The sequence below is a fragment of the Neptuniibacter sp. QD57_21 genome (assembly GCF_047778075.1).
In the GTDB taxonomy this organism is placed as follows: Bacteria; Pseudomonadota; Gammaproteobacteria; order Pseudomonadales; family Balneatricaceae; genus Neptuniibacter.
Genome location: NZ_CP180549.1, coordinates 519,145 through 543,768 on the forward strand (window position 1 = coordinate 519,145; position 24,624 = coordinate 543,768).

Annotated in this window: 1 protein-coding gene; it reads left to right on the forward strand. The window is 45.7% G+C overall.

The window, feature by feature from the left end:
* Positions 1-115: 115 nt before the first annotated feature.
* Positions 116-24,607 carry an LEPR-XLL domain-containing protein gene (locus ACMXYS_RS02250; RefSeq protein ID WP_415897456.1) on the forward strand — a complete coding sequence of 8,164 codons (24,492 nt, stop codon included), beginning with the start codon at positions 116-118 and terminating at the stop codon, positions 24,605-24,607.
* Positions 24,608-24,624: the final 17 nt, after the last annotated feature.

Genomic DNA, 24,624 nt, shown 5'->3' on the forward strand with positions numbered 1-24,624 from the left:
GCGCTACCCTTCTGATTTTTAAGACTTATTTTAAACCGGAGAGATGTGGCAGCGTCGATCCGGTTTTTCGGCATTTATAGAATGGTCTTCGGTAGGGCCAATAGAGGGTAATTGTATGGCGATTAAAAGGAATGAAACGGCAAAAAATAGGCTTTGGAATGCAGTTAACAGAGCTAATTTAGGAGTGCCAAACGAAGGCCCCCAAAGGCCTTCTTCCGCCAAAAATGCATTGCGAAATGATCGCTTTAGGCTTGAGTCTTTGGAGCCTAGATTGCTCTTGTCTGCCGATCCTGTTTTTGCAGCAGCTGCTAATGCTGATTTAACAGTTCGTTTACTTCAAGAAGACGACGTTACCCTCGTTCAGATTCTTGATAACTCTGCCGACTCTGAAGACTCTGCCGTGCTTCAGGAATATACCCTTATTGATGATACCGGTGCGACTGTCCTAGATAGCCTTACTATTAATGGTGTTAATGATGAAGATGAATCTCTTACCCTCGAGAATAGTCTGCTAGATGACACCACAGGGCTGGTGATTAACTTCAATGGTGGTACTGGTGATGACACAGTTGTAGGCACAAGTGCTGATACACAGTGGAGCTTAACGGGTACAGGTAGTGGTACTGCTGATAAAGGAAATCTTAATTTTACCGGTGTTGCTAACATTGAAGGGGGAGATGGCGATGATACTGTTGTAAATGATTCAACTACAGCGTCTTGGTCATTAACTGATACCTATTCTGGTTCTGTTTCTTATGCTGCTGATGCCCCTGAAGCTGTTAATTTTACAGGTGTTGAAAACCTAACCGGTTCTGCTGGTGATACCTTAGATTATTCTTCTTATAGTATTGGTGTAACGGTCGATTTAGCTGGTGGCTATGCGACTGGTTTTGCCTCTGTGACTGGTTTCGATAACGTTGTTGGTTCTGATTATGATGATGTTATTACCGGTAACAATAATGCCAATGAGCTTCATGGTGGTGACGGTAACGATACGTTAGTTGTTAATCGTGACGCGGGTATAACGCTAACAAGTTCATTGGTAAGTTATGACGGTGTTGGTGAAGATGAAATTGATGGGTTTGAAAGTGCTTCTCTAACTGGTGGTGATGGCGATAACGTTATTGATGCTTCAGCATTTGTTGGCTCAGGTGGTGTTAATAATGGTGTAACTATAGATGGCGGTGCTGGCGCTGATACATTGACAGGTACTGGTGTTGCGGACCGCATTATTGGCGGTGAAGGTGAAGATACCATCTATGGTGGTGCGGGCGCAGATGTTTATGTCGCATCAACTGACCAAGATATGCTCATCGCAGCAGGTGGTCCCGGAGATGCTGAATTTAAGGCTGGTACAATGAATGCGGGGGGGCAAATTAGCTCTCCAAATGATAACGACACTTTGTACAGTATTGAATCTGCAGAGCTTACCGGTGGTGATTCGGCAAATACTATTGATGCGAGTGGGTTCGCTGGAAGTGTAACTGTTGATGGTGGGGCTGGTGACGATAATATCACTGGCTCGGAACAAGCGGATATATTAACGGGTGGTTTAGGTGCCGATACTATCGAAGGCCTTGGTGGTGTTGATACCTTGGTTGAAAGTAGTAATGGCCATTTTGCATTAGTTGGCACTGCTGCTAGTTCCACTTTAACGTCTAGCAAAAACGAAACTGCGCTGATCTCGTTAGCGGGTGTTACTGACGGAACCTTTACGCTGACCTTTGATGGCCAGACAACCTCCGCCATTGCATATAACGCTTCTGCTGCTGAAATTAAAGCAGCTCTTCGTAGCTTATCTAATGTTGGCGAACAAGATATCACTGTAGCACTGGGTGATATGGATGCCTCTACTGATCCTGTCGATGGTACTACTGAGTGGACGATCTCTTTTGCAGGCGATCTTGCTAACAGCAATGTAGCTGATTTGACTCTGGATGATACTCATCTCACGGGAGGTTCAGCTTCAGTAGCGATTACTCAGCATTTTGCCGAAGTCGATACGGTCACAAATGTTGAGCAAGCAGAACTTACTACAGGGCAGGGCGCTAATATTCTGGATGCCTCCGGATTCTCTGGTTCTGTAACGCTGGATGCGGGTTCCGGTGATGATATTCTCCGTGGTGGTTCAGCCGCTGATATTCTGAAAGGTGGGTCCGGTAACGATATTCTTTCTGGCGGTGCCGGTGAAGATGATATTGATGGTGGGACAGGTAATGACATCTTGTCGGAAACCGGTGATCGTCACTTTTATCTTACCTCTGAATCGCTTCAGAATGCGGCAGTTGCTGCGACTAGTACCGAAAACGATACCTTGTCGGGTATCGAAGGTGCCGAACTTACAGGCGGTATTGGCGCTAATACGCTGGATGCGTCTGGTTTTAGCAATGTTGATGTTACGACTCAGTTGTATTATCTAAACAACGGCTTTGGTGTTGGTACAGGCCAAGGTAATGACCTGCTTATTAAGTTAGGCACTACTGATATCGAGATAGATCTAAGTACGGCTAACACTATTGAGGATGTCTTAGAGAAGATTACTGATGCAGATGCTTCGATTACCGCTGTGTTGGATGGCATTTCTATCAAAATCTCTAGTATTGGTGATGCCATTACTGAAATAAGCTCCCTTAACAACACTACGACCGCAGAGGATTTAGGACTTACGTTCTCGGATGAATCTGGATCTGATTCTGTAACCGGCGATACTTTGGGAACAGGTAGCGTTAGTTTATCCGGTGAGGATGGTAATGACACGTTAGTTGGCTCGGGTGGTGCAGACCTTCTAAGTGGTGGTCGTGGTGCCGATGTTATTGATGGTCAGGGTGGTCATGACCATCTGTCTGAAACCTTCGATCTTGATATGGTGCTACGAGATTCTCTCCCAGCGGATGATCATGAAGCTGAGCTTGTGATTGGTAGTGATGAAGAGGATACCCTGCAAAATATAGAGAAAATTACTCTTTCTGGTGGGGTTAGTGCTAATACGTTAGATGCCTCTGACTACAGTTTGACGTCGGTTACTTTAGCCACAGGTGGTGGTGCAGATACGCTAAAAGGTGGGGCACAGAATGACACCTTTATTCTTGATGTTTCGAACCTTACTGCTGGTGCCGATCAGGTCACCATTGATGTTGGTGGAGGTACAGAAAATGAAGTTGTTGTATTAGATACAGATGGCTTAGTAACACAGTCAGATTTCGAATGGGTATCATGGGCCGGTGGTGTGGCTGGCACTCAGACCTTAAAAGGTACTGATGATAGTGACGGTAATAAGAATAAGTTGGTCGTTGACGAAAATATTACTTTGTCCGGCACGAACCTTAAGTTATTAGCAGACACTATCGAAATAAAAGGCTTTACCATTGATACCAGCGTAAATGGTGGAGTGTCCGGTGATATTTATCTTGAAGGTATCAACATCACAATTGATGAGGGTGCTCAATTAATCGCTAAGGACGATAATGCAGGTACTGCCGGTGATATTACGATTTATGGTCTGGATGACCGTCTAGATTGGACTTCTGGTTTTGCCAATATCGATTTTATTGAGTCGATAGTGACAATCGGACAGACCGAAGGTGCTGGTGGTGAACATACAATTATCAAAGGTGGCGATGTTGTTGTTTATGCCCGTGCTAATGCTCAACATTACATCAAAGATACTGATCACTGGGATTTTGCTCTAGATGACTATCTAGCTTTCGGTCTGGAAGGCATTGCTGAAGCTGCAGAAGGTTTCGCTTTGTTTGCCGCAGTATCTTATGCGAAAGGTAATGCTCAAGTTAAAATTGGTAAAGAAACTGAAATTGAAGCTGAAGACTTTGTTGCGGATGCGACGTCGATTGTTAATGTTTCAGCATCACCAACAGGTTGGGCTTTTGCAGGTGCCGCGGGTGTAATCGATAACACCGCGAAAGTTGAAATTGATGGGCAGATCACAACGACTGATGATCTTATTGTTCGTACGAATGTGGATAACACCACTAACGTTCTCGCGGATCCTACAGCTGCAGGCACTATAGCGACCAGTGTTGCTATCAGCGTAACCAATTCTGAATCTACTGCACATGTACAAGACAATGCCATTCTTAATGTCGGCGGCGATTTAACTGTTGATGCTAATACGGTTGATAAAAACCGAACTATGGCTCGATCGGTATCGGGTGATACCGGTGCTTTAGGTATAGCTCTTGCTTTCAGTTATGAAGATGGCAGTACTAATGCTTATCTTGATGGCACCGTAAACAGTTCCAATAGTATTTCTGTTACAGCCGAAATGGAAAAGTCTGCAATTGAAGCTACTGAGTTAGTCTTTATCCCTACTCTAGTGAACGGTGTTCAGGCCGATTCTTCCACAGGCACAGATTCTAAAGGAAATTTAGTAGAAGATACTGAGGCCACAGCTAAAGAAAAAATGACTGCTGGGGTAGATAGCTTGACAGGTGGATTCATAACGAATGTATCCAACGCTATTAAAGGCAAATTAAGTTCTGAGCCGCCAGGAGATCCTTGGAAATTTGATGCTAGCTTCAGTACAGCCGTTGTTATAGATAAGAATAATGCGGATGCACGCATTGGTGATGGTGGCTCAGATGGAGATGGTGATAGCGGTGATATTCGATCATCTGGCGACATTACAGTCAAAGCCATCGTTGAGTCGCGACCAGACGTATCTGCGTCTTCTAGTGCTGAGGATGAAAATGCTAGTGATTCATCTAAAGGCCCGCAAGCCAATAATGGTGGATCAGTAGCCCTGGTTATAGGTATTTTTGAAAATGATGCCGATGCATTTATCAATAGTGGGGCTAAGGTTGACACTGAAGGTACATTGACGGTTGACTCTCAGGCGCTAAACAAAATTGATCCTACAGGCCTTTGGGGGGCAAATTTAATTGCTCCGCTTGTGTCAGGAACTACTTTAGAGGCTGACTACGATACGACTCAAGATTATGCTCAAACGATTGCACTTGAAGGTGTGGTAGAGGTTAAACAGGGGCATACTGCCGGTGGCAACGTTGGTTCGTTCTACAAATATACAGGGACTCATGAGCCGAATATTGATCTGTCTACAGTCGATTTTAGCTCTGGCGATTGGGAAGAACTAAATCCATTTAGCGAAAAAGCAACTGATTATGTTGCACAACTAACTACTTATCTAGACGGCAATTTAGGTTTAGATAACAACCTGATTGATAGCTGGTCAGTAGCAACAGCAGAAGGGCAGAAACTGTCTTTGGCTGGCGCTGGTACAGCTATGTTTATTGAACAGGATTCTGATGCTCGTATTAAGTCTGGTGCCGAGATTAATCAACGTATAGTAACAGAAGCTGGAGCTCCAGGAGATGTGGTGGTTACCGCTAATAGCGTAAATCACTTAGCAGCCTTGGGTGGTAATTTTAAAACACCGGGTATTTCGTCAGGTAATACAACAGGCTCGGGCGATAATAAACAGCGTACTTGGAAGCCAGAATGGGATAGCGGTGGTGCAGGTTCATCCTCTGCCGATGGTGGTAGCGCTGCGGGTTTAACCGTTCTATATCATGGTTTCACAGGTAACTCGACAGCTAAAATTGAAGATGGCGTTTTGCTTGATGCAGATGCGCTTAAAGTTGTCGCTGATAATGAAACTGTAGGCGTAACCTTTGGGGCATCTGGCGGTCAGTCTGACAATATCGCTTTCAATGGTGCAGTTATCATCAACGAGATTGATAACAGCACGATCGCACAGATCGCGGAAGGCGCGACTATCAATGTAGGTAGTGGCGATATCGGTGGAAGTGGTCCATCTTTGCAGGTTAAAGCTAAAGATGATGCCTACCTAATTACCGTTGCTGGTGGTATAGCTTCATCTGAGCACGTGGGTGTAGGTGCCGCTGTTTCTGGCAATATCGTTGACCGTGAAACCGAAGCATTAATAGGTGCTCGAGATGGAGAAGATGTTGCGACAACTAAAGGTTCTGTAACTGTTGCTGGTGATCTAACGGTTGAAGCCGATCACGAAGGCTTTATCGGATCGCTTGCTATCTCTGGTGCCAAAACATCTAGTAGCTCTACGTCTGAAACCGGTGGTACAGGTGTTAGTCAGAATAATTCGGATGGCTCTAAGAGCGAAACAGATGATCCGGGTAAACTGCCGAATAACCAAAAAAATTACGACAACGTTATTGCTGAACTTAAAGCACGCTTCGGTGAAACGGACAGTTCATCAGGTTCTTCGGGTGGCTCTACAGCTAGCGAAAATGCGGGTAAATCGGGTATCGGAATTTCTGGCTCAGTAACTATCAATTATGTTGAAGATGATGTTTGGGCTTATATCGATTCAAGTGGTGATGTAACTACGACTGATAGCGATAGCACGATTACGATTAAGTCAGATGATTCGACTGCGATAGGCTCTCTTGCAGGTTCTGCTGCAATCTCTTCAGCTAGTACAGGTAAATCTGCAACAGGTATTGCGGGTGCTATTGGCATTAACCTGATTGGCGGTAAGAGCGCGGCATTTATCGATAATGCTGGCACTATTACTACGCCTCGCTTAGATATGGATGCGACCCGCACAGGCTGGGTTGTGTCAATCAATGTAGGTGTTGCTGGTGCTACAGGTCAACAAGGAACTGCTGTTGGTGGTTCAGTAGCTGTAACACGTATTACTTATTCTACTGAAACAAGCATTACTAACACGCCTACCGTTGTAGTGAACGGTCATCTGTCTATGCATGCAGATGATTCAAGTAATCTTATTCTAGTTGCGGGTGCTGCTGGATTTGGTGGTAAATCCGGCGCAGGTGTTTCTGTTGCCTTCTCTGAGATTGAAAACTCTGTTACATCGAAGATTGATAATGTTAATAGCCTTAAATATGCATCTGGCTTAGATGTAAATGCCAAAGCGGATGGATTACTTGTCGCGGTAACAGGCTCTGCTGGAGTTTCAAAAGATAGCACAGGTGGCTTGAGCCTAGCGGGAACGCTATCTATCAATATGGTTGATACTGATGTTGAAGCGGCTATTTTGAATACAACTTCGACTGTAGATTCTTCAGGCGATGTGACTGTGTCTGCATTGGATGATTCTTCAATCTTCTCTTTCGCGGGTGGTTTTGCTGGCGGTGGTAAAGCCGGTTTAGGTGCTGCGTTAGCGCTGAATTTTATGACCAATACAGTTCAAGCCCGTGTTGAGAGTTCTTCGATCAGAACTGACGGTAATGTTACGGTTAAAGCGTTAGAGAGCAGTTCATTAATCGGTATTGCTTTAGGTGGCACAGGTACTAACAAGTTGGCGATTGCTGCTTCGGTTTCAGCCAATCAAACAGCTAATACAGTATCTGCCAAAGTAATTGATAGTACGATTGAAGGTCGAGGTGATAACACATCGACTTCTGTTATCGCGCAAGATTCTTCAACAAGTGTAGGGATCGCCGGTGCCGGTGCTGTAGCAGGTAAAGCTGCTATCGGTGCAAGCATAGGTGTGAACCTGATTGGTAATACAATCACATCCGAAGTGGATAACTCACTTATCCACATGACCGGATTGAGTTCCAATATCAATGTTACTGCGATTGCTGAAGAGGTATTGGTTAGCGTAGCAGTGGGTGCGTCGGGCGCTGAAAACTTTGCATTAGGTGGTTCAGTATCGGTCAACGAAGTGACCAATACGGTTGAAGCTAAAGTAACGAATAGTAAAGACTCATCGGCATCTTCAACGCCGAATAAAGGTCTTCATGCCTCTGGGGATATCTCTGTTTCTGCTGCTGATAGCACAACAATGGTTGTTGTCGCTGGCGCTGGCGCTGGCGCGGGTAGCGGGGCTGCATTTGGTGCTTCTATCTCTACAACGGATGTGGGTAATACCATCAAGGCCTATATCGATGGTTCTACGGTTAATTCATCTGCTGGCAATGTTTCTGTTACTGCCGGTTTTGCTGCGCCTACGACGGCAGCGGATCTTGGTAGTCTGGGGGTTGATACCGCTGAGCTTCCAACTGAAACCGATACAAGCTCGCAAATCATCAATGTCACCGTTGCTGGTGCCTATGCAAACTCTTTTGCAGCGGGTGCTGCAATTTCATTGAACTGGTTGCATAACAATGTTCAAGCATATATCAGCGGTGGTGCTGATGTAGATGCGACCGATGATATCAAAGTTAATGCCCGTGATGATGCGGATATGATCAGTGTTGCTGTCGGAGCTGCGGGATCTAGTAATGGTGCTGTAGGTGCTGCTTTCGCTTATAACTATATTGGTGGTACTCCGGATGATCCGAGCCGCACAGTGGATAGTAGCCGACTGAACGATGATGCCGGGCAGGTACTTGCGTATATTGATAATTCTCAAGTTGATTCTTCTGCTGCAGGAGTAGAAGTTACGGCACATGCTGATGCAAGCATTATTAATGTTACTGCTGGTGCCGCAGGAGCAAGCAATATAGCGGTAGCAGGATCGGTATCTATTAACTTTATGCGCAATATCGTAAATGCCTCGATCAAAGGCGGTGCGGATGTAACTGCGCATACTGATGTAGATGTCAGCGCATCAGTTACACCAATTATGATTATTGTTGCTGGCGGTGTCTCTGGTTCTGGAACGGGTGCGGGTGCCATTGCTTCAGCTACGAATGATATGCGTAGCAGCATTAGTGCAAGTATCGAAGGCTCTGGTACAACAGCGACGGCGACTACGGGTGATGTGAATGTTGCGGCAGAGGTTCTGAATACGGATCAATTGCCAACGGTTGGAACGGCTTCTTCTCAAGCAGATACATATGCTGCAAATGCCGCAGATCCAGACGAAAATCCTGATCCAATTCTAGATGCTCAGATTTGGAGTTTTGCTGTCAGTGGGTCTGGAGCAGGTACTGCTTCAGTTGCTGGTGCATTGAGCCTCAACTGGATTCGTAATGAGGTCGAAGCATACATAGCTGATAGTGCAACAGTCACTGCTAATGCTGGAGGCGTAAGTTTACGTGCGTCTGACCAAGCAACTTTGAATTCTCTATCCGCTGGACTTACAGGTGCGGGCACAGCGGCTGTTGGTGCCGCTGTTGCTTATAACTACATTGGTGGTGATCCGGACGATCCAACTTCTGATCGTAAGAACTTTGCGAAAGTTTATATTGATAATGCCACGGTGAATGCTGGCAGTTTGGCAATGAACGCCATTGCTAATGCCAATATTAATTCACTTGCAGTCGGCGCATCAGGCGCAGGTACTTTTGCTGGCTCTGGCGCTTTGTCGCTTAACTGGATCAAGAAAAATATAGAAGCTTCGATCACAAACGGCGCTAAAGTTACGACAACCAGTGATATGACTGTTCGTGCTACAGATACTTCAACTATTCGCTCAGCAGCCGTTGTCATTGCAGGCTCTGGTTCAGGTGCTGTTGGTGGAGCAGTGGCCTATAACGAAATTGCTAATAATATTTCTGCAGGTATCTCTGGTTCAGGCACGACGGTTACGATTACTGCGGGCAATAGTAGCGATATCGTGATCGAATCCCTGTCTGATTCTACCGTGAAAACTTTAGTAGCCAGCGTAGCTGGTTCTGGTACTGCGAGTGTTGCAGGTTCTGCAGGTGCGAACCTACTGGAAAGTCAGGTAAATGCTTTCATTGACTCAGCGACTGTCACAACTGACGGGAGTATTTCGGTTTACGCTGAATCTAAAGATACGTCAGAGGGTATTGTTGGTTCTATCGCTGGCTCTGGGGGAGTTGGTGTCGGTGGTGCTGTCACAGTTAATCAATTAGATAACGAATCTTATGCATACATCGATAATGCGACGGTTGTCGCTAAAGGATTGGGAGACGGTGTTGAAGTTAAAACTTCTGCCAATGCTGGTTCAACAGAGACAGTTAATGGCGTATCTGTGCGCTCTAACGTTGCGACTAACCTTGAGTCTTATGCTGGTGCAGTAGGTGTTTCCGGTAGCTTTGGTCTTGCTGCAAACGTACTGGTTAACCGTGTTGCGAATACGTCTGAAGCTCGTGTAAATAATTCCACAATTAACAACTCAACAGACCGCGGTAAGCACCTCAAGGTTAATGCCCATCAGGAAACTGATTTTGTTAGTGGCGGTGGAACTTTAGCTGTTGGTTTAGGAGCCGGTGCTGCAGCAGCAACTGTCGATACTAACTTTATCAACAATACAACTCGTGCTTACGTTGATGGCAATGGCAACAGTAAAGATATTTATGCTGCTGAAGGTATAAGCGTTTCCGCGGTTTCGGATGAAGATTTAGATACAGTAGCTGTAAGTGCGGGTGGCGGACTTTATGTAGGCGCATCAGGAACAGCATCGGCCTTTAAATCTAGTTCACTGACAGAAGCCTATGTTAATGCTGCTGATCTTAATTCTTACGGTGATATCTCAATCAGCGCTGATTCTGATGTTGATATGAGTTTTGATGATTTCTCAGCGGCTCTAGGCACAGTAGGTGCGGGTGCATCTGTTAGTGTGGCTCTGTTTGAGGGTACTACTAAGGCGTATACGTCAGGCAGTAGTGCTCTAGTCTCGGAATCAGATGGTGTTGGTGGAATAGGTGGTACAGTTTCAGTAACCGCAAATGCCAAAGAAAGCTCTGATGCCCTTATCGGTGCTGGTGCTGGTGGTGCTGTATCTTTGGCAGCATCGGTTGGTGTATTAAGTAGCACTTCTCATACATCCGCATACTTAGGTAATTCTACCAGTGTTACTGCACTTCAAGGTGTTACGGTAACCGCTGATCATGTAATTGATGTAAACAAAGAAAGTTGGAGTGCTATTGGCTCCGTATCTGTTGGTGGTAGCGGAGCTGGTGCTTCAGTTGACGTAATCACCATTAATAACACAGTCGATGCCCATATTGGTGCGGGATCAGTTCTTACAACTGTAGGTGCTGTTCGTGTAGAAGCGACAGCGACTAAGAATGTTGAATCTAATGTTTTGGCTTTTGCCGGTGGCGCAACAGCTGGGATCAGCGGGGCGGTGTCGTATATCTCAATAGGCACGGGTCCAGATGGTGATAATGATAATGAACTATCGGCTTCACAATCGAGCGTAGCTTCAGGCTTTGGTAATAGTACTGTTAGTGGTTTAGGCAGTGACGGCTCTGCACAGAGAGCACAAGCGAAAGGTGAGAGCACACTAAGCAGTGGCTCCTTCTCAACCTTAGATATTAAGGCTGATAACAGCAATCCATATAGTACACGTGCTTATATTGGCGACGCCGTTACCATCCAAGGTGTTGATGGTGTTAATCCCGTAGATGGTAGTAGTGTGCGGGTGTCTACCGCATCAGTGACTGTTAAAGCGGATGAGAACATTAATGTTGATGTTCTAACTGGCGGTGCTGCTGTGGGTGGTAGCGTTAGTGTCGGTGGTACGGTATCTGTTACATCTCTAGGTGGTAATACGACCGCTTGGATTGGCAATGCAGGTTCTATTGAAACAAGTGGTGCGGTTACAGTTGAGGCTGATTACACGACTGACGTTGATATCGAAGTTTACGGTGGTTCTGCAGGTACTGTGGGTCTCGGCGCTCAGGTTGCAGTGCTAAACGATAGCAGCAACCAGTCCGCCTATATTGAAAATGGCACGAGTGATGCCAATGGCGCGCAAATTGTTAAGGCGAGTGCGCTAAATATTAACGCGGCAGCGAATCGTGATATCAACATCGATATTGTTGGTGTATCTGCGGGTGTTGCTGCGGCAGGTGCTGCTATTGGTGATGTTTCTGTTTCTGGTTCAACTACAGCTTACTTAGGTGATTATGCTCAGGTTGGGCAAAGCAGCACTTCTGGCTTCACGGTTACAGATGTCAATGTAACGGCTGTTAATAATCTTAATGTGGATTTAGAGGTTACTGCAGTTGCAGCAGGTTTAGGCGCAGGAGCTGGTAATGATGCGAATATCTCTTACTCTCCAACGGTATCTGCTCGTATAGGTAAAGGCTCTGATATTGATGTAACAGGAACTGTTACCGTATCTGCGGTTGCTACTCCAGAGATTGAGACCGATATGCTGGGTGTTTCTGCTGGTGGTTTAACCGTTGGTGTATCTCTGACCGATGTTGATGTTAATGCTAATGTTTCTGCAACTTTAGGATCTGCTGACGGTACTGAGGGTAGTATCAATCTTGATGCTGCAGCCCTTAATGTATTGGCTGCTACCGATGTAAAAGATGGCGGCAATGGCATTAGTGCTGAATCTACCGGCTCTTCAGGTTCGCTAGTAGGAGTGAACGCAACGCTAAGTGAAGTATCAACTACTAGTGTGGTTGAGAGCATCATCGGGGCAAACTCTAATTTGGTTGTTGCAGGTGCCGTAACTATTGCGGCGGTTACTGAGACTCGCCAGAAAGCGAACTCCGATAGCAATACCGGTGGTATTGTGGCTGCGGGCGCGAGTACAGCGACTGTTTCTTCTAACACTACAACCACGGCGCGTATTGCGTCTGATGTTGATATCGATGGCGGTAGCTTAAATCTAGTTGCTACAGGTAATGATGATAACTTCGCTGTAGCTGATGCCGGTAGTGGCGGTGTGCTAGCTGGGGCTGGTGCAGCAGTGACAACGAATAACACCAGCAACACTCATGCGATCATTGATGGCGGCCATACGTCTGGTCGTAGTATTGATCTAGACGATGCTTCTGATGGTGCGGTAATGGTTACTGCGGATCATATAGCTAAGTTCAATGGTGAAATTAGCACTGTAGGCGGTGGTGCCCTAGCGGGTAGCGGCGCTGAAGCAGATCACGATGTTAATGCCACAGTCAGTGTCTCTATTGGAGCGAATGCCGATATGGATGCTCGCTCTATGGATATCTCAGCTACCAACGCTTTGAGTAAAAATCAGACGGGTATTGATGGCACAGTGGGCGGCGCTCTTGCAGGAGCTGGCGCAGATAGCGATATCGATCTGAGCATCAATACTACGGTGGATGTTGGCGCTGGAGCTAAGTTGGATGTAGTTGGATCTGCGTTTGATCCGGGTAATCTATCTATTGCGGCGCTAAATAAACTGGATGTTAAGGATAAGATTACCCTAACCTCTGCAGGCCTTGCATCGGGTGTAGGTGCTAATGCAAATATCTCTACCAGTCAGGATTTAAGCCAAGTATCCATTGGCAGTGATGCTCAGTTAAGCAGTGTTGGTGATGTGACTTTCTCAGCCCGTGGTCAGGGTACTGTTTCTTCACAAGTAAATATGGATACATACGGTGCCGCAACTGTAGGTATCGCGGACGCTACTGTAAATATCCAGCCGGTTAACCAAGTGAATGTTGGCACCAATGTTCAAATCGAAGCGGCTGGTGATCTGAACTTGTTAGCGGGTATCGGCACTGATAAAACACGTGACCAATACACTATCGAAGCACGCACCGATAGCTTTGCAGGTAGTGCAATCCCAATTGATGATGTCAATGCTTCTTCTACGTTGGTGCAGACTAACTCAATTACGGTGGATACAGGCGCTCATCTTAAGACCGCTCGTGATGCCAATCTATATGCTGAAGACTTCGGTCTTGCACATATGACTGGTAAAGCAAAAGCGGTGAATTGGGCGAGCGCTGCTGGTGATGCAATCAATAGTGTTACTGGTGGTGGCGGTGCCGAGCAGTATGATGGTTATATCCACTCTGATGCGACAGGTACGGTTACAGTTAACGGAACAATCGAAACGGGTATTAACCGTCATCAAGAGTTAATTATCGATGGGCTAGATGCGACCGGTAACCCTGTTATTTCATCTGTTTCAGAAGGTGTTGAGTATACAATTACTTCACAGGCATTAGAGTCTACTTTGAGTGCAGAGCTTGCGGAAGCAAGGAAAGCCTATGCTCAATATCAATACAGTGATCCACAATTAAAAGCGTTTTATGAGACGGAAATTCTTCGTATAGAAAATGAAATGCTTGCTAAGGGCTTACTGCAGGTAGTGGTGGGAGATGATGGCACTGTTGTTAAAAACCGTATAGATCAGTCAGTGATCACGATTGAAGTAGCGCCTATGTGGGCAGAAGCTGGGATCATCAATGTACGAAGCGACTTCCTAGTGGGAAGCGGTACATTTGATGCGCCAGGTGATGCAAGCATTTCGATTATAAATAACTCTCCGGCGTTCTTAAAAATTCATGGAGCATCTATTCCTGAGTCTACAGGCGGACTATTCCATAACGGTATCGAAGTTACAGATTCAACCGGTAAAGATTACACCATCGTTGATAGTGGTTCTGCAGGCGATCCTGAGATAAACATCATCAACTTATATGAAGGCGGTTTGAATGATATTTATGATGCTGATACAGGAGAGTTTATAGAAACAGCAAGAGTTCCAACGCCATCCATCGAAATTGTTGGTGATATTGAGAACTTGAATGGCTTAGTTAACATTCAAAATGATGTTAGTGGCGGTGATATTAAGATTACTGCGGAGATCCGCTCTAAGGATCTAAACATTGTTGCCGGTGGCAGTGTATTTATTACAGGTCTTACCGACATTAGTACAGGTGGTGAACCATATTCAATCTGGAGCGAAAAATCACCAGGTGAAAACATCACTATGCAGGTTGAGGAAACTTATACCTACGAAATCTTTGGTATCACTTTAGAAGGCACACGTACCGTTACTAAGAATGTTGATTTTGGTAAAGGTGAAGGTGTCGGTAAAATTAGTGATGCAGATGTATCAGACATTCTAAATCAGTCGCCTAGCGATGAGTCAATGATTTATGGTGATCGAGTTTATATTGATGCCGAATATATCAACCTCAATGGTATTGTTCAGAGTGGCCAGCAAGATATTGAGCTAGAACTGACTCAAGCAGATATTGATGCGGCTAAAATCAGTAGCAATGTTACTGCTAGCTCTGTAGGGCTAGTTAAATTAACAGACCTTTCTAATCGTTTCTTCAGTGTTTACTGGGATACTCAAAATCAACGTATTTTGATTGACGAAGTACGTGCCAGCGGTGGTGATATTGAACTACGCGGACACCTGTTGAATACAGGCAAAGGCGAAGTACGTCTATTGAGCGGTTATAGTAAGATCAGTGTAGCTAACTCCTCCAACTATGATATTGAGATCTTAGGCCTAGATGTATCGCAACGCGGTGCGGGAACATTGATCATGGCCGATAAAGCCAAAGGTAGCAGTAGTGAGCCTAAGGTCACTATGTATGAAAAAACTGCCTTTGGGGATGCGACGACAACAGGTAATGAATCGGTAATTAATTACTTGAAGTCTGCAGGGCATGAAGTTGGTGTAACAACACTGTTGTTCCTTGAAGGTAAGTCTTCAACTTATACTCATCAAACGGTTATCCAGGAAAACGGTGTCGATGTTATCGTCGAAGCGGTTTATACAAAAACAGCAAATGGAGCGACGATAACTACCCAGTCTGGTGATGTTGTTACTGTCAACAGCAGTGCGATAGCTAGCCAACTTGACTATGAAGTTGGTAATTCAGCTAATGGCGTTTGGCGTGCAGGTTGGGCTATTGATGTTGATAAATCTATCTATCGAGAAACTATTCTGTCTTCATCCTCTCTATGGGGGATTGACTTCTTGTGGCCTGATCCGGCAGATATCAGTTGGGATCATGAGCGTATCGATAGTCAACCAGTGTTAGCTGATGAAGGGATCTATTACTTCTTGGATACATCGGCTAATAAGCTGAATAACTATAACTACGATAAGAAAGAGACGACCTTATCCTCCAATGAATATGAAAAAGATCATTGGACGACTAGTACTTGGTACGGCAAGAAGACGTATTACTCTCATTATGTACAGGAAGAGAAGGTTGCTGAAACCCATATCCATGATATCCGTGCAGATAATGATATTACTATTAAGTTCCAAGGTTATAGCGAAGGAAAAATCGATCTTACCACCACGGGTGATGGCTCTGACTTGTTCCTAAGAGGGGCGTTGGCAAATACAACTGGTACTACAGTGGTTGAGGCTGAAAACGGCGGCATATATATGACGTCCAGCGAAGCCTATGTTGGTGGTAAAAACATCAACATGTACGCCCGAGATGATATCGGTAGCGCAGTGATGATGATGGCCTTGAATCAGACTGATGATGCTTCTGCATCATTCAGTGCTACTACTGTTTCTGGTGATATCTATCTGGATCAATTTACTGGTAGTTTGGCAATCGACACGATTACAGCGGGTAACCGTTCTGATGTCATTATCCAAGCTCAGCAAAGTATCACTGTAGCTGCAGGCGGTTCTGGTTTGATTACAGCAGGGGCTGTAACCTTAACGGCTGAAGGTGGCTCTGTAGGTAATAGCTCTTCAAACAAACTAAAACTTGATTCAGGTACCGAACTGCGTGATGCGGTTGAAGTATGGGCCAAGCAAAATATCTACTTAGCTGAAACTAGCGGTGATATGCACTTGTTTAAAGCAACGGCTGAAACAGGCGATGTTTATATCAGTGTGTTGGCTGGTTCTCTGCTTGATGCTAACAGTTCCGTGGAGCGTGATGATCGTACACGAGAAGAGTTGATTAACTCTGTTTGGGCTGAATTGCAGCTGACAGATGGTACTGGTGCAAACGATAAGATCCAACAAGCTAAAGATGTCTATGCGGCAGGTAAAGAGAGTGAGTACCAATCTTACTGGCAGATTAGAAATGAGCAGTTTGGTGGTGTGTATGATTCGAATGATGCCGTTAGCCTGACCTCAGAAGAGGAATCTTATTACCGCACATTCTACGCAGAGCAAGGTAATACAGCTGCGGAAATTGATGCGGCTATAGCCACCCTTGAAGCGAAGAAATCATCTCAGTACCACACTTTGCACTCCGAGTATGGTGCAGGCGCTTATGATGCGAATTACAGCTATACCCTGACCGCTGATGAAATTGATGCGATTGAAGGTAGCATTAAAGTTTGGACCGAAGATGAACTGATGAATCTAATTAGTGCCGGTTTACTGAAACCAGTAACCAGCACAACTGATAATGAAGATTCAAACGTTGTTGCTGGCGGCACAATTAGCCTAAGTGCATCTGCAGGTGTAGGTGCTGCAGTTGGCGGCGTTACGATCGAAACCGATGGTGACTACACAGACGATGAAAAGTTTGCCCTAGCTGCTGCTGAACGTTCAGATATCGCTTTCCTAACCAGCATTGAAAGTAAGAACGTTGAGGTGGATATTAATTCATCTGGCACAATTACCCGCGGTTCTGGTTCTTGGATCGATGATGGATTTACTGCAGGTATGCAGATCCGCATGATTGGTGATAGTGCAAATGCTACAGAAGGAAGTGAATTCTTCGAAATTACCTCTGTTACAGCGAATACCATCACTCTAAGTTCTGGATTTGATAGCAGTGAAGTTGCTCAAACTGTAACGGTTACCCAGGTACTGGCTTCGCCAACGAATCAGACAATCATCGCTGCATCTGAAGATTGGAATAGCAGCTTTGTTGTTGGCGATGTAATTACTCTTGATGGCGTAAACTACCTGATCGACCGCTTAACGTCCGATCTGATCGAGGCCTCTCTGGCTGATGACAGTGTTGATCAAAGTGGTGCCGTCGTTGTTGATAGCAGCCGTTATACAACTTCTACCATTACTCATGTTGCAATCGATCAGCGTGAAGATATTAACGTTGATGATGCCCAGTTAGGCGGTACGCAGACTCTAACAGTCAACGCTGGCACTAACTTGTACATTGGCTCTCAAGGCAAGTTGGATCTAACAAGTATTACTGCAGGTGGTAATGCAGATGATGCAGTACGCATCAAAGTTAAAGATGGTATTACCTCGAGCCAAGGCTCGGATACAACAGTTATCCGTGGTGGCCATCTGATCCTAGAAGGCGGTCAAGGTGGCATCTATACCGGCAGTGATGATTCTCCAGAAACACTGCGTATCGATCTCAATGATGGCGCTACGCTCACCGCTCGCGCTTCCCAAGGCGTCTACCTGAAAGAAGCCAGTGGCGATATGAATGTTGCGGGTATTTATGCAGCTAGCGATAAGGTTTACCTAGAAACCGAAAGCGGTTCAATGCTGGATGCGCTGGATAACGAGTATGAAAATATTCGCGCAAACCGTGTAGAACTAGTTGTTGCAGGTGGTTCCGTCGGTGAAGCTGATAACGCCCTAGATGTTAATATCGTTGCAGCGCCTACCGCTACAACCGGTACGGTCAATGTATTAGCTTCTGGTGATATCAATCTTGCAGAAAGCGATGGCAACCTAAACATTGATCACGTTAAATCAACAGGCGGCGATGTTCGCTTACAAGCTCATCAGTCTATTATCGATGCGCTTGATAATGGCCTAGTTGATGGTGCACTACCGCAAGTGGATGTTGAAGGTGCAAGCATTACCTTAGTGACGATTCTGGGCACGATCGGTGAGGCCGATAATGATCTGGATATCGATACAGGTTCTGTTGAGGGTGCGACCTTAACAACGTCGAGTTATGGACATAGTTACATCACAGAAACCTTAGGTGATCTATACCTGAATACCCTTGAAGCTAAAAACGGTAATACTGCGTTTATAGCGGCTCCAGATGGCAGTATCTTAAATGGTCGAGCATCGGGTAGTAACGTTGCATCCGGTAAAGTTTATCTTGCAGCAGCTAACAATATTGGTGCTGTGGATAAATCTATTAAGACCGAAGTTGGCGGCGTAGAAGCTGAAGCGATCCTTGGTAGTGTTTGGTTGGATAATACCGGCGCGTTGACCGTCGGTGGTGTTCTAGATGTGAACAAGCCAGGTATTAGTGCTGGTGGTGCTATCCGAGTTGTAACTCACAGCCCGATTACACAGGATGAAGATATTACTGCTGTAGGTAATATCGAGCTGATTGCTACAGACAGCACCGATCTGACGGCTGACTTCTTAACCATTAAGTCGGGCGTGACATTGACGACTGAAGCAGACGTTATCCTCTATGCAGGTGATGATCTGTTGATTGAAGATGGTGCGACCGTTCACGGTACTAATGTTTATATCTTGGCAGATAGCATTGATGTGAGTGGCGATGCGTTCACCTTATCTGAAGCGTTAACGAGCGTTGCTGATACAGGTGGTAGCACCATTACCATCTCTGGTTTGGTTACAGCTGATAATGCTATTCATACCCGCGGTGACGCCGAGAACGACACGATTATTGTTAGTGCTACCGGTGTGATGATCGCTGATGTTGAAATGAGCTTCAACGGTGGTACTGGCGATGACAATATTCAGTTCTACGGAACGGTTTCTGCTGATGCTGCTGAAACTCACGCTGGTGTTGATGTTCTTATCGATGGTAACGAAGGCGAAGACACCGTCTTGATCGATGCCCTTCAGTTGGTTGGTGATACCCGTATTGAGGGCGGTGTTGATAACGATGCGATTACAATCAACGAACTACATAGTCGTTCGGAACAGCTAGTTCTGGATGGTGAGTCCGGTACGGACAGCTACATTATCAACCGCACAGGTAACGATGCCGATTATGTGATTGATGTTGAAGATACCGGTGCTCGTGATAGTGGTGCTGATACCCTAACCATCAATGGTACCGCTGATAACGATACCTTCTTACTTCGTGCCAACTTTGTTGCGGCCCTTCATGGTGATCTGGACGCGGGCTTTACGAACAATGTAGAGCGCATCACTTACAACGAAAACATTAACGCTCGTCTGACAATTAATGGTCATGCCGGTGATGATGGTTTCTACAGTGATGACAATAGCAGTATCACCACGCTGGATGGTGGCGCAGGTAATGATACCTTCCAGATTGGTCAGCTTTACGGTGCTGATCGACAAGCTCCTTTTGTTGCTGTTGGTGATGAGATTGAAACGACAGAAACAACACTAGGCTTCTTGAGTAACGGTAACAGTTTACCAATGGTTGTATATGGCGGTGATGGTGAAGATCAGATCACGGTATACAGCAACAAAGCATTGACCAAACTGTACGGTGAAAATGACGACGATACCTTTGTTGTTCGTGCCTTCTTGAAGAAAGGCACCACCGAAACAGCAGGTGGCGGTGAAACCGAACTATATGGTGGTGATGGTGCTGACGATATCCAATACAGCATCAATGCTCCACTTAAGATCGACGGTGGTGCAGGTAATGACACCCTAGTTGTGCTTGGTACAGAAGCTGATGATAATTTCATGATCACTGAGGATGGTATCTTCGGTGCAGGCCTGAATATCGGCTTTGAGGGTATCGAGTTTGCTGAAGTTGATGGCCTAGAAGGCGATGATAACTTCTTTATTCTGAGTACTAGCGAAGATGTTGAAACAACGATTATCGGCGGTTTAGGGAGCGATACCTTCAATGTTGCCGGTGATGTAACTGAAGATATTGTTTCGTACTCCGTAGAAGGTCGCAGTGGCTTTATTAACCACAGTGTTTGGAGTGATGATCCTCGCTTTAACGGTATCTTCGTTGATGGCGTATCCCTGAATGTTGCTGATGATGAAACAGGTAAGATTCAGGTTGATATGGTTGATGGCAGTTTGGTCGTCGATGAAAATGGCCTGTTAGATGACTTCTACGAAGTTTCTCTAACAGCGGCTAAACCAACAGCAGCTACGATTGCTTATGTAACGGTATCTGCAGCACGCGCTTCTAGCAGTGATAAAGAACTTCCAACGATTGGCGGAGGGGATCCTGCGGATAGTATCTTGGTATCCGTTGATGGTGTTAACTACTATGAATCATTAGTGCTGAACTTTGATTCTACTTCAGCAGATGGCTCCGTGGATGACTGGCTACGTAAGCAAAAAATCTACGTTAAAGGTGTGGACGACGGAGCGATCGAAGGTGAACGTACTGTTGTTATCAATCACAGTGTATTGAGTGATAACCCTGACTTTAATCACCTAGATATAAACAACGTTGAAGTGACTGTTTACGATAATGATCAAGCCGATCTAATCATTACTCAGTCTGATGTTGATTCCCGTGTGGTTGAAGGGGCTGCTTCTGGTGATACCTTCACTGTAGCGTTGACTCAAGCACCAGCGGATGGCGAAACCGTCACAGTTGTTCTTGCAGAGAAGAATGCTGCAGGCGAAATCGATTTTGATAAGACGGTTCTTACCTTCGATAAGGATAACTGGGATGACGCTCAGACAGTAACGGTAACTGCAGTTGACGATACTGATGTTGAGAATGTCTTCCGTTCAGCAGTTACTTTCACAACCACAACGGACCTTGCGGTAGGTTCTGAATTTGATGCGGTAGTGACTGATGAATTGCGTGTTAGCGTTGTCGATAATGACACGGGCACCGTAATAGTGACGCCGACTAATGGTTCTACCATTGTGAGTAACAGTGAGACGGATAACTACAGTTTGGTGCTCAGTACCGAACCTACAGATCCGGTAACTGTTAATGTGCTGACTGATGGTCAAACTATCGTAAGTAGTGCAGATCCTCGCTTTAACGCGACTGATGGCACAGTGACCTTTACTGCATCTGATTGGGATTCTCCAGTTGAGATTGTTGTTGCGGTGAATCCGGGTTATGTACCTGATGCATCGAATCAGCCTGTACAAAATCCTCCGTTGCAACCTCATACCTTGGATCAGATTCGCGGTAAATTGATCATTGAAGGTTCTGTTCCAGAGGGTAAAGAGCGTGCGCTATCTAAAGCGGTGATGCTACCTACTGAAACAGATGAAGCGTTGCCAACTGTTGATATCAATACTGATGAAGCGGCGCAAACAGATACGTTGTATATGTTCAACGATGGCAGCCGATCTGATGATACTGGTTTCCTAACGGATTCTACGATTACCGGTTTAGGCATGGGTGCAGGCGGCGTTCAGTACAATGACGTTGAAGTAGTTGAAGTGTTGAATGGTCAAGGTGACGATACCTTTACAGTCCAAAGCACAGCAGAAGGTGTAATCACCGTTATCCATGGTGGTGGCGGTGATGATGAGATCTATGTGACTGGCGGTGGCGGCGCATCAGCTCCGTTAATCTTGTTGGGTGACTCTGTACAGGATGGCTCTACCTACACATCGACCTCTGATGCGAAGACGACTAAAGGCCGTGAATTTGCCAATGCGGGTAATGACACGATTGATGCTTCCGGTGCGACAGGTTCCGTGGTTATTTACGGTGGTCAGGGTAACGATATCCTGACAGGTAGTAACCATGGTGATCATATTGCTGGTGGATCTGGTAATGATGAAATCTATGGCCTCGGTGGTGACGACCATATCTATGGTGATGCCGGCTTTAACTTAGATCTAACTCAGCGCTTGAGCCTATCGACTCAGATTCTAACGGTTGTTAATACGCCAGATGGTGTTAATGATAACCCTGAAACCGCAGATACGTTGACGGTTGGTTCTGACACGATTGATGGCGGTGATGGCAACGATATTCTCTTTGGTGACAAAGGTGTTGTTAATCAAGTTGCGGGTACAAATCGTATCCTAACAACGGCAGAAGTGGTTAGCATTACCACAACAAACCGTGACGAAGCAGCGAATGACATTCTGAAAGGTGGTGCTGATAACGATGTCATCATGGGTGGTCATGGTCAGGATGATATTGAAGGTGGCAGCGGTCACGATATCCTTATCGGTGACCATGCCGTTGTAGATTACAACGACGGTGAAACTGATATTACAACGTTGGATTCAGTTACAACCGTTGAGTTGGTGAACGGCGATAACGATACCATCAAAGGTAATGAGGGCGATGACCTAATTATGGGTGGTATCGGCGCTGATAATCTATTTGGTGGTAATGGCGATGGTGGCGACGCTATCACCGTAAGTGATGACGACATTATCTTCGGTGATCATGCGACTGCATTATTGGCTGGAAATAGCTTTGTTCGTCTACTAACGAAAGAACAAACTGAAGGTGTAGCTGACCTTATCAAAGGTAATGAAGGTTCCGATCGTATCTTCGGTGGCGCTGGTGCCGATACCATCGAGGGTAATGCCGGTGGTGACTGGATCATGGGCGACTTCGGTGAGATGAAGCTCTACAGTAACGGTAACGTTGAGACCTTCTTCTCTGTAGATGAAGCTGGGGATGCGACTGCAGGTGATATCATCGATGGTGGCGAAGGTAATAACCGTGTGATCGCTGGCCTAGGTGAAGACAATATTACTACCGGTGGCGGTGATGACCATATCATCGGTGATAACGGTGTCCTTAAATACGGTGAGGATGAAGTTATTACTGAGGCTTATACGGTTGAGCATGAACTAGGCGACGATGACACCATCGAGTCTGGTGTAGGTGATGATATTGTCCTAGGTGGTAACGGCAATGACACAATTAGTGTAAGCGCCGGCAATGACAGCGTTATCGGTGATAACGGCTCGATTACCTTCAATCTTGGGATCCGCGATATCCTAGAAAGCACTGATACAACCAATGCTACAGGTGGTGATGACACTATCTCCTTAGGCTCTGGTGATGACCAAGCAATCGCAGGTGTAGGTAACGATACGGTTACTAACGAATCTGGTGAGACAATCATCATTGGTGATGATGGCTACATCAAAAACGATGGTAATGGCCGTTATCTAAATGCTTACACGGATAACTTCCGACTTGGTGGCGATGATAAGCTAACGGGTGGTGAAGACCGCGATATCCTCTTTGGTGGTTTCGGTAAAGATGAGCTAGGTGGTGGAGCCGGTGATGACCTAATGACCGGTGATGCCGGTATGGTCACGCGTAACACCGATACGATCGTGCTTGAGTCCAAAGATTTGGAAGTGATCGATACACTAGATGGCGATGATGACATCTTACGCGGCGGAGCAGGCCTTGATCGCATGATTGGTGGTGCAGGCGGTGACCTGTTCTACGGCAGCTTCACAGAAGATGTGATGGTGGGTGAATACGCTCGTTATACATTTGCTGCTGATGCAGAAACATCTGGTGAGCAGGCAACCTTCGTTATCACACTAGCTCAAGGCGCACTCGACTTAATCCGTTCATCACAAATTGGTTTGTATAAGAGCATTGCTCAGCAGATCTTCGATGCTTCTGACCTAGGTGAGGTAGCACGAAGCCGTACGGCCGTTGCTACAGAGCTAAGTGATGATGCTATCGCTGCTTTGGGACGTTTAGGTGATCTGCAAAACTTCAGTGGTTCTGCTGCACCGGGCGTTGATGTTGTTATTCAGTTTGACCCAACTGCAGCTGGTGAAAACTCGGAAGAGCAACTACCAGAAGGGGCTATAGCTGAAGAGGGTGAGCTACCAGAAGACGCTCAACAACAAGAGTGTGAGCCTGTAGATGTTGAAACTGTTGAGGGTGAAGTGGTTGAAGGTGAAGAGGGCGCTGCCTCAGCTGAATGTGCTGCACCTGAAGCAGAGCAAGTTGAATCTGAAGAGGTTAAAGACGAGCAAGGCGAGGACTCCGAAGTCAAAGCTACTGAAGGAACTTCAGAACAAGCTGAAGACAATGAAGAGTCAGCGGGCATTGCTGCCAACCTAGAAGCTGCACTAGCAGGTTTCAGTGGTTGGGCCGTAATGAAAGCGAATAAAGGCAATACGAAGAAGGAAAGCTCTAAACTTGATAGCGAATCATTAACGCAGCTAAAAGCTAGAAATAAGAAATCTGGTTACGTTAGCTGGGAAGATATTCGTAAGTAATTAGGATAGACTTTTCA

Excerpts from the sequence above, each read along its gene's own strand:
- ACMXYS_RS02250 (WP_415897456.1), top strand. The coding sequence starts at position 116 with ATGGCGATTAAAAGGAATGAAACGGCAAAAAATAGGCTTTGGAATGCA.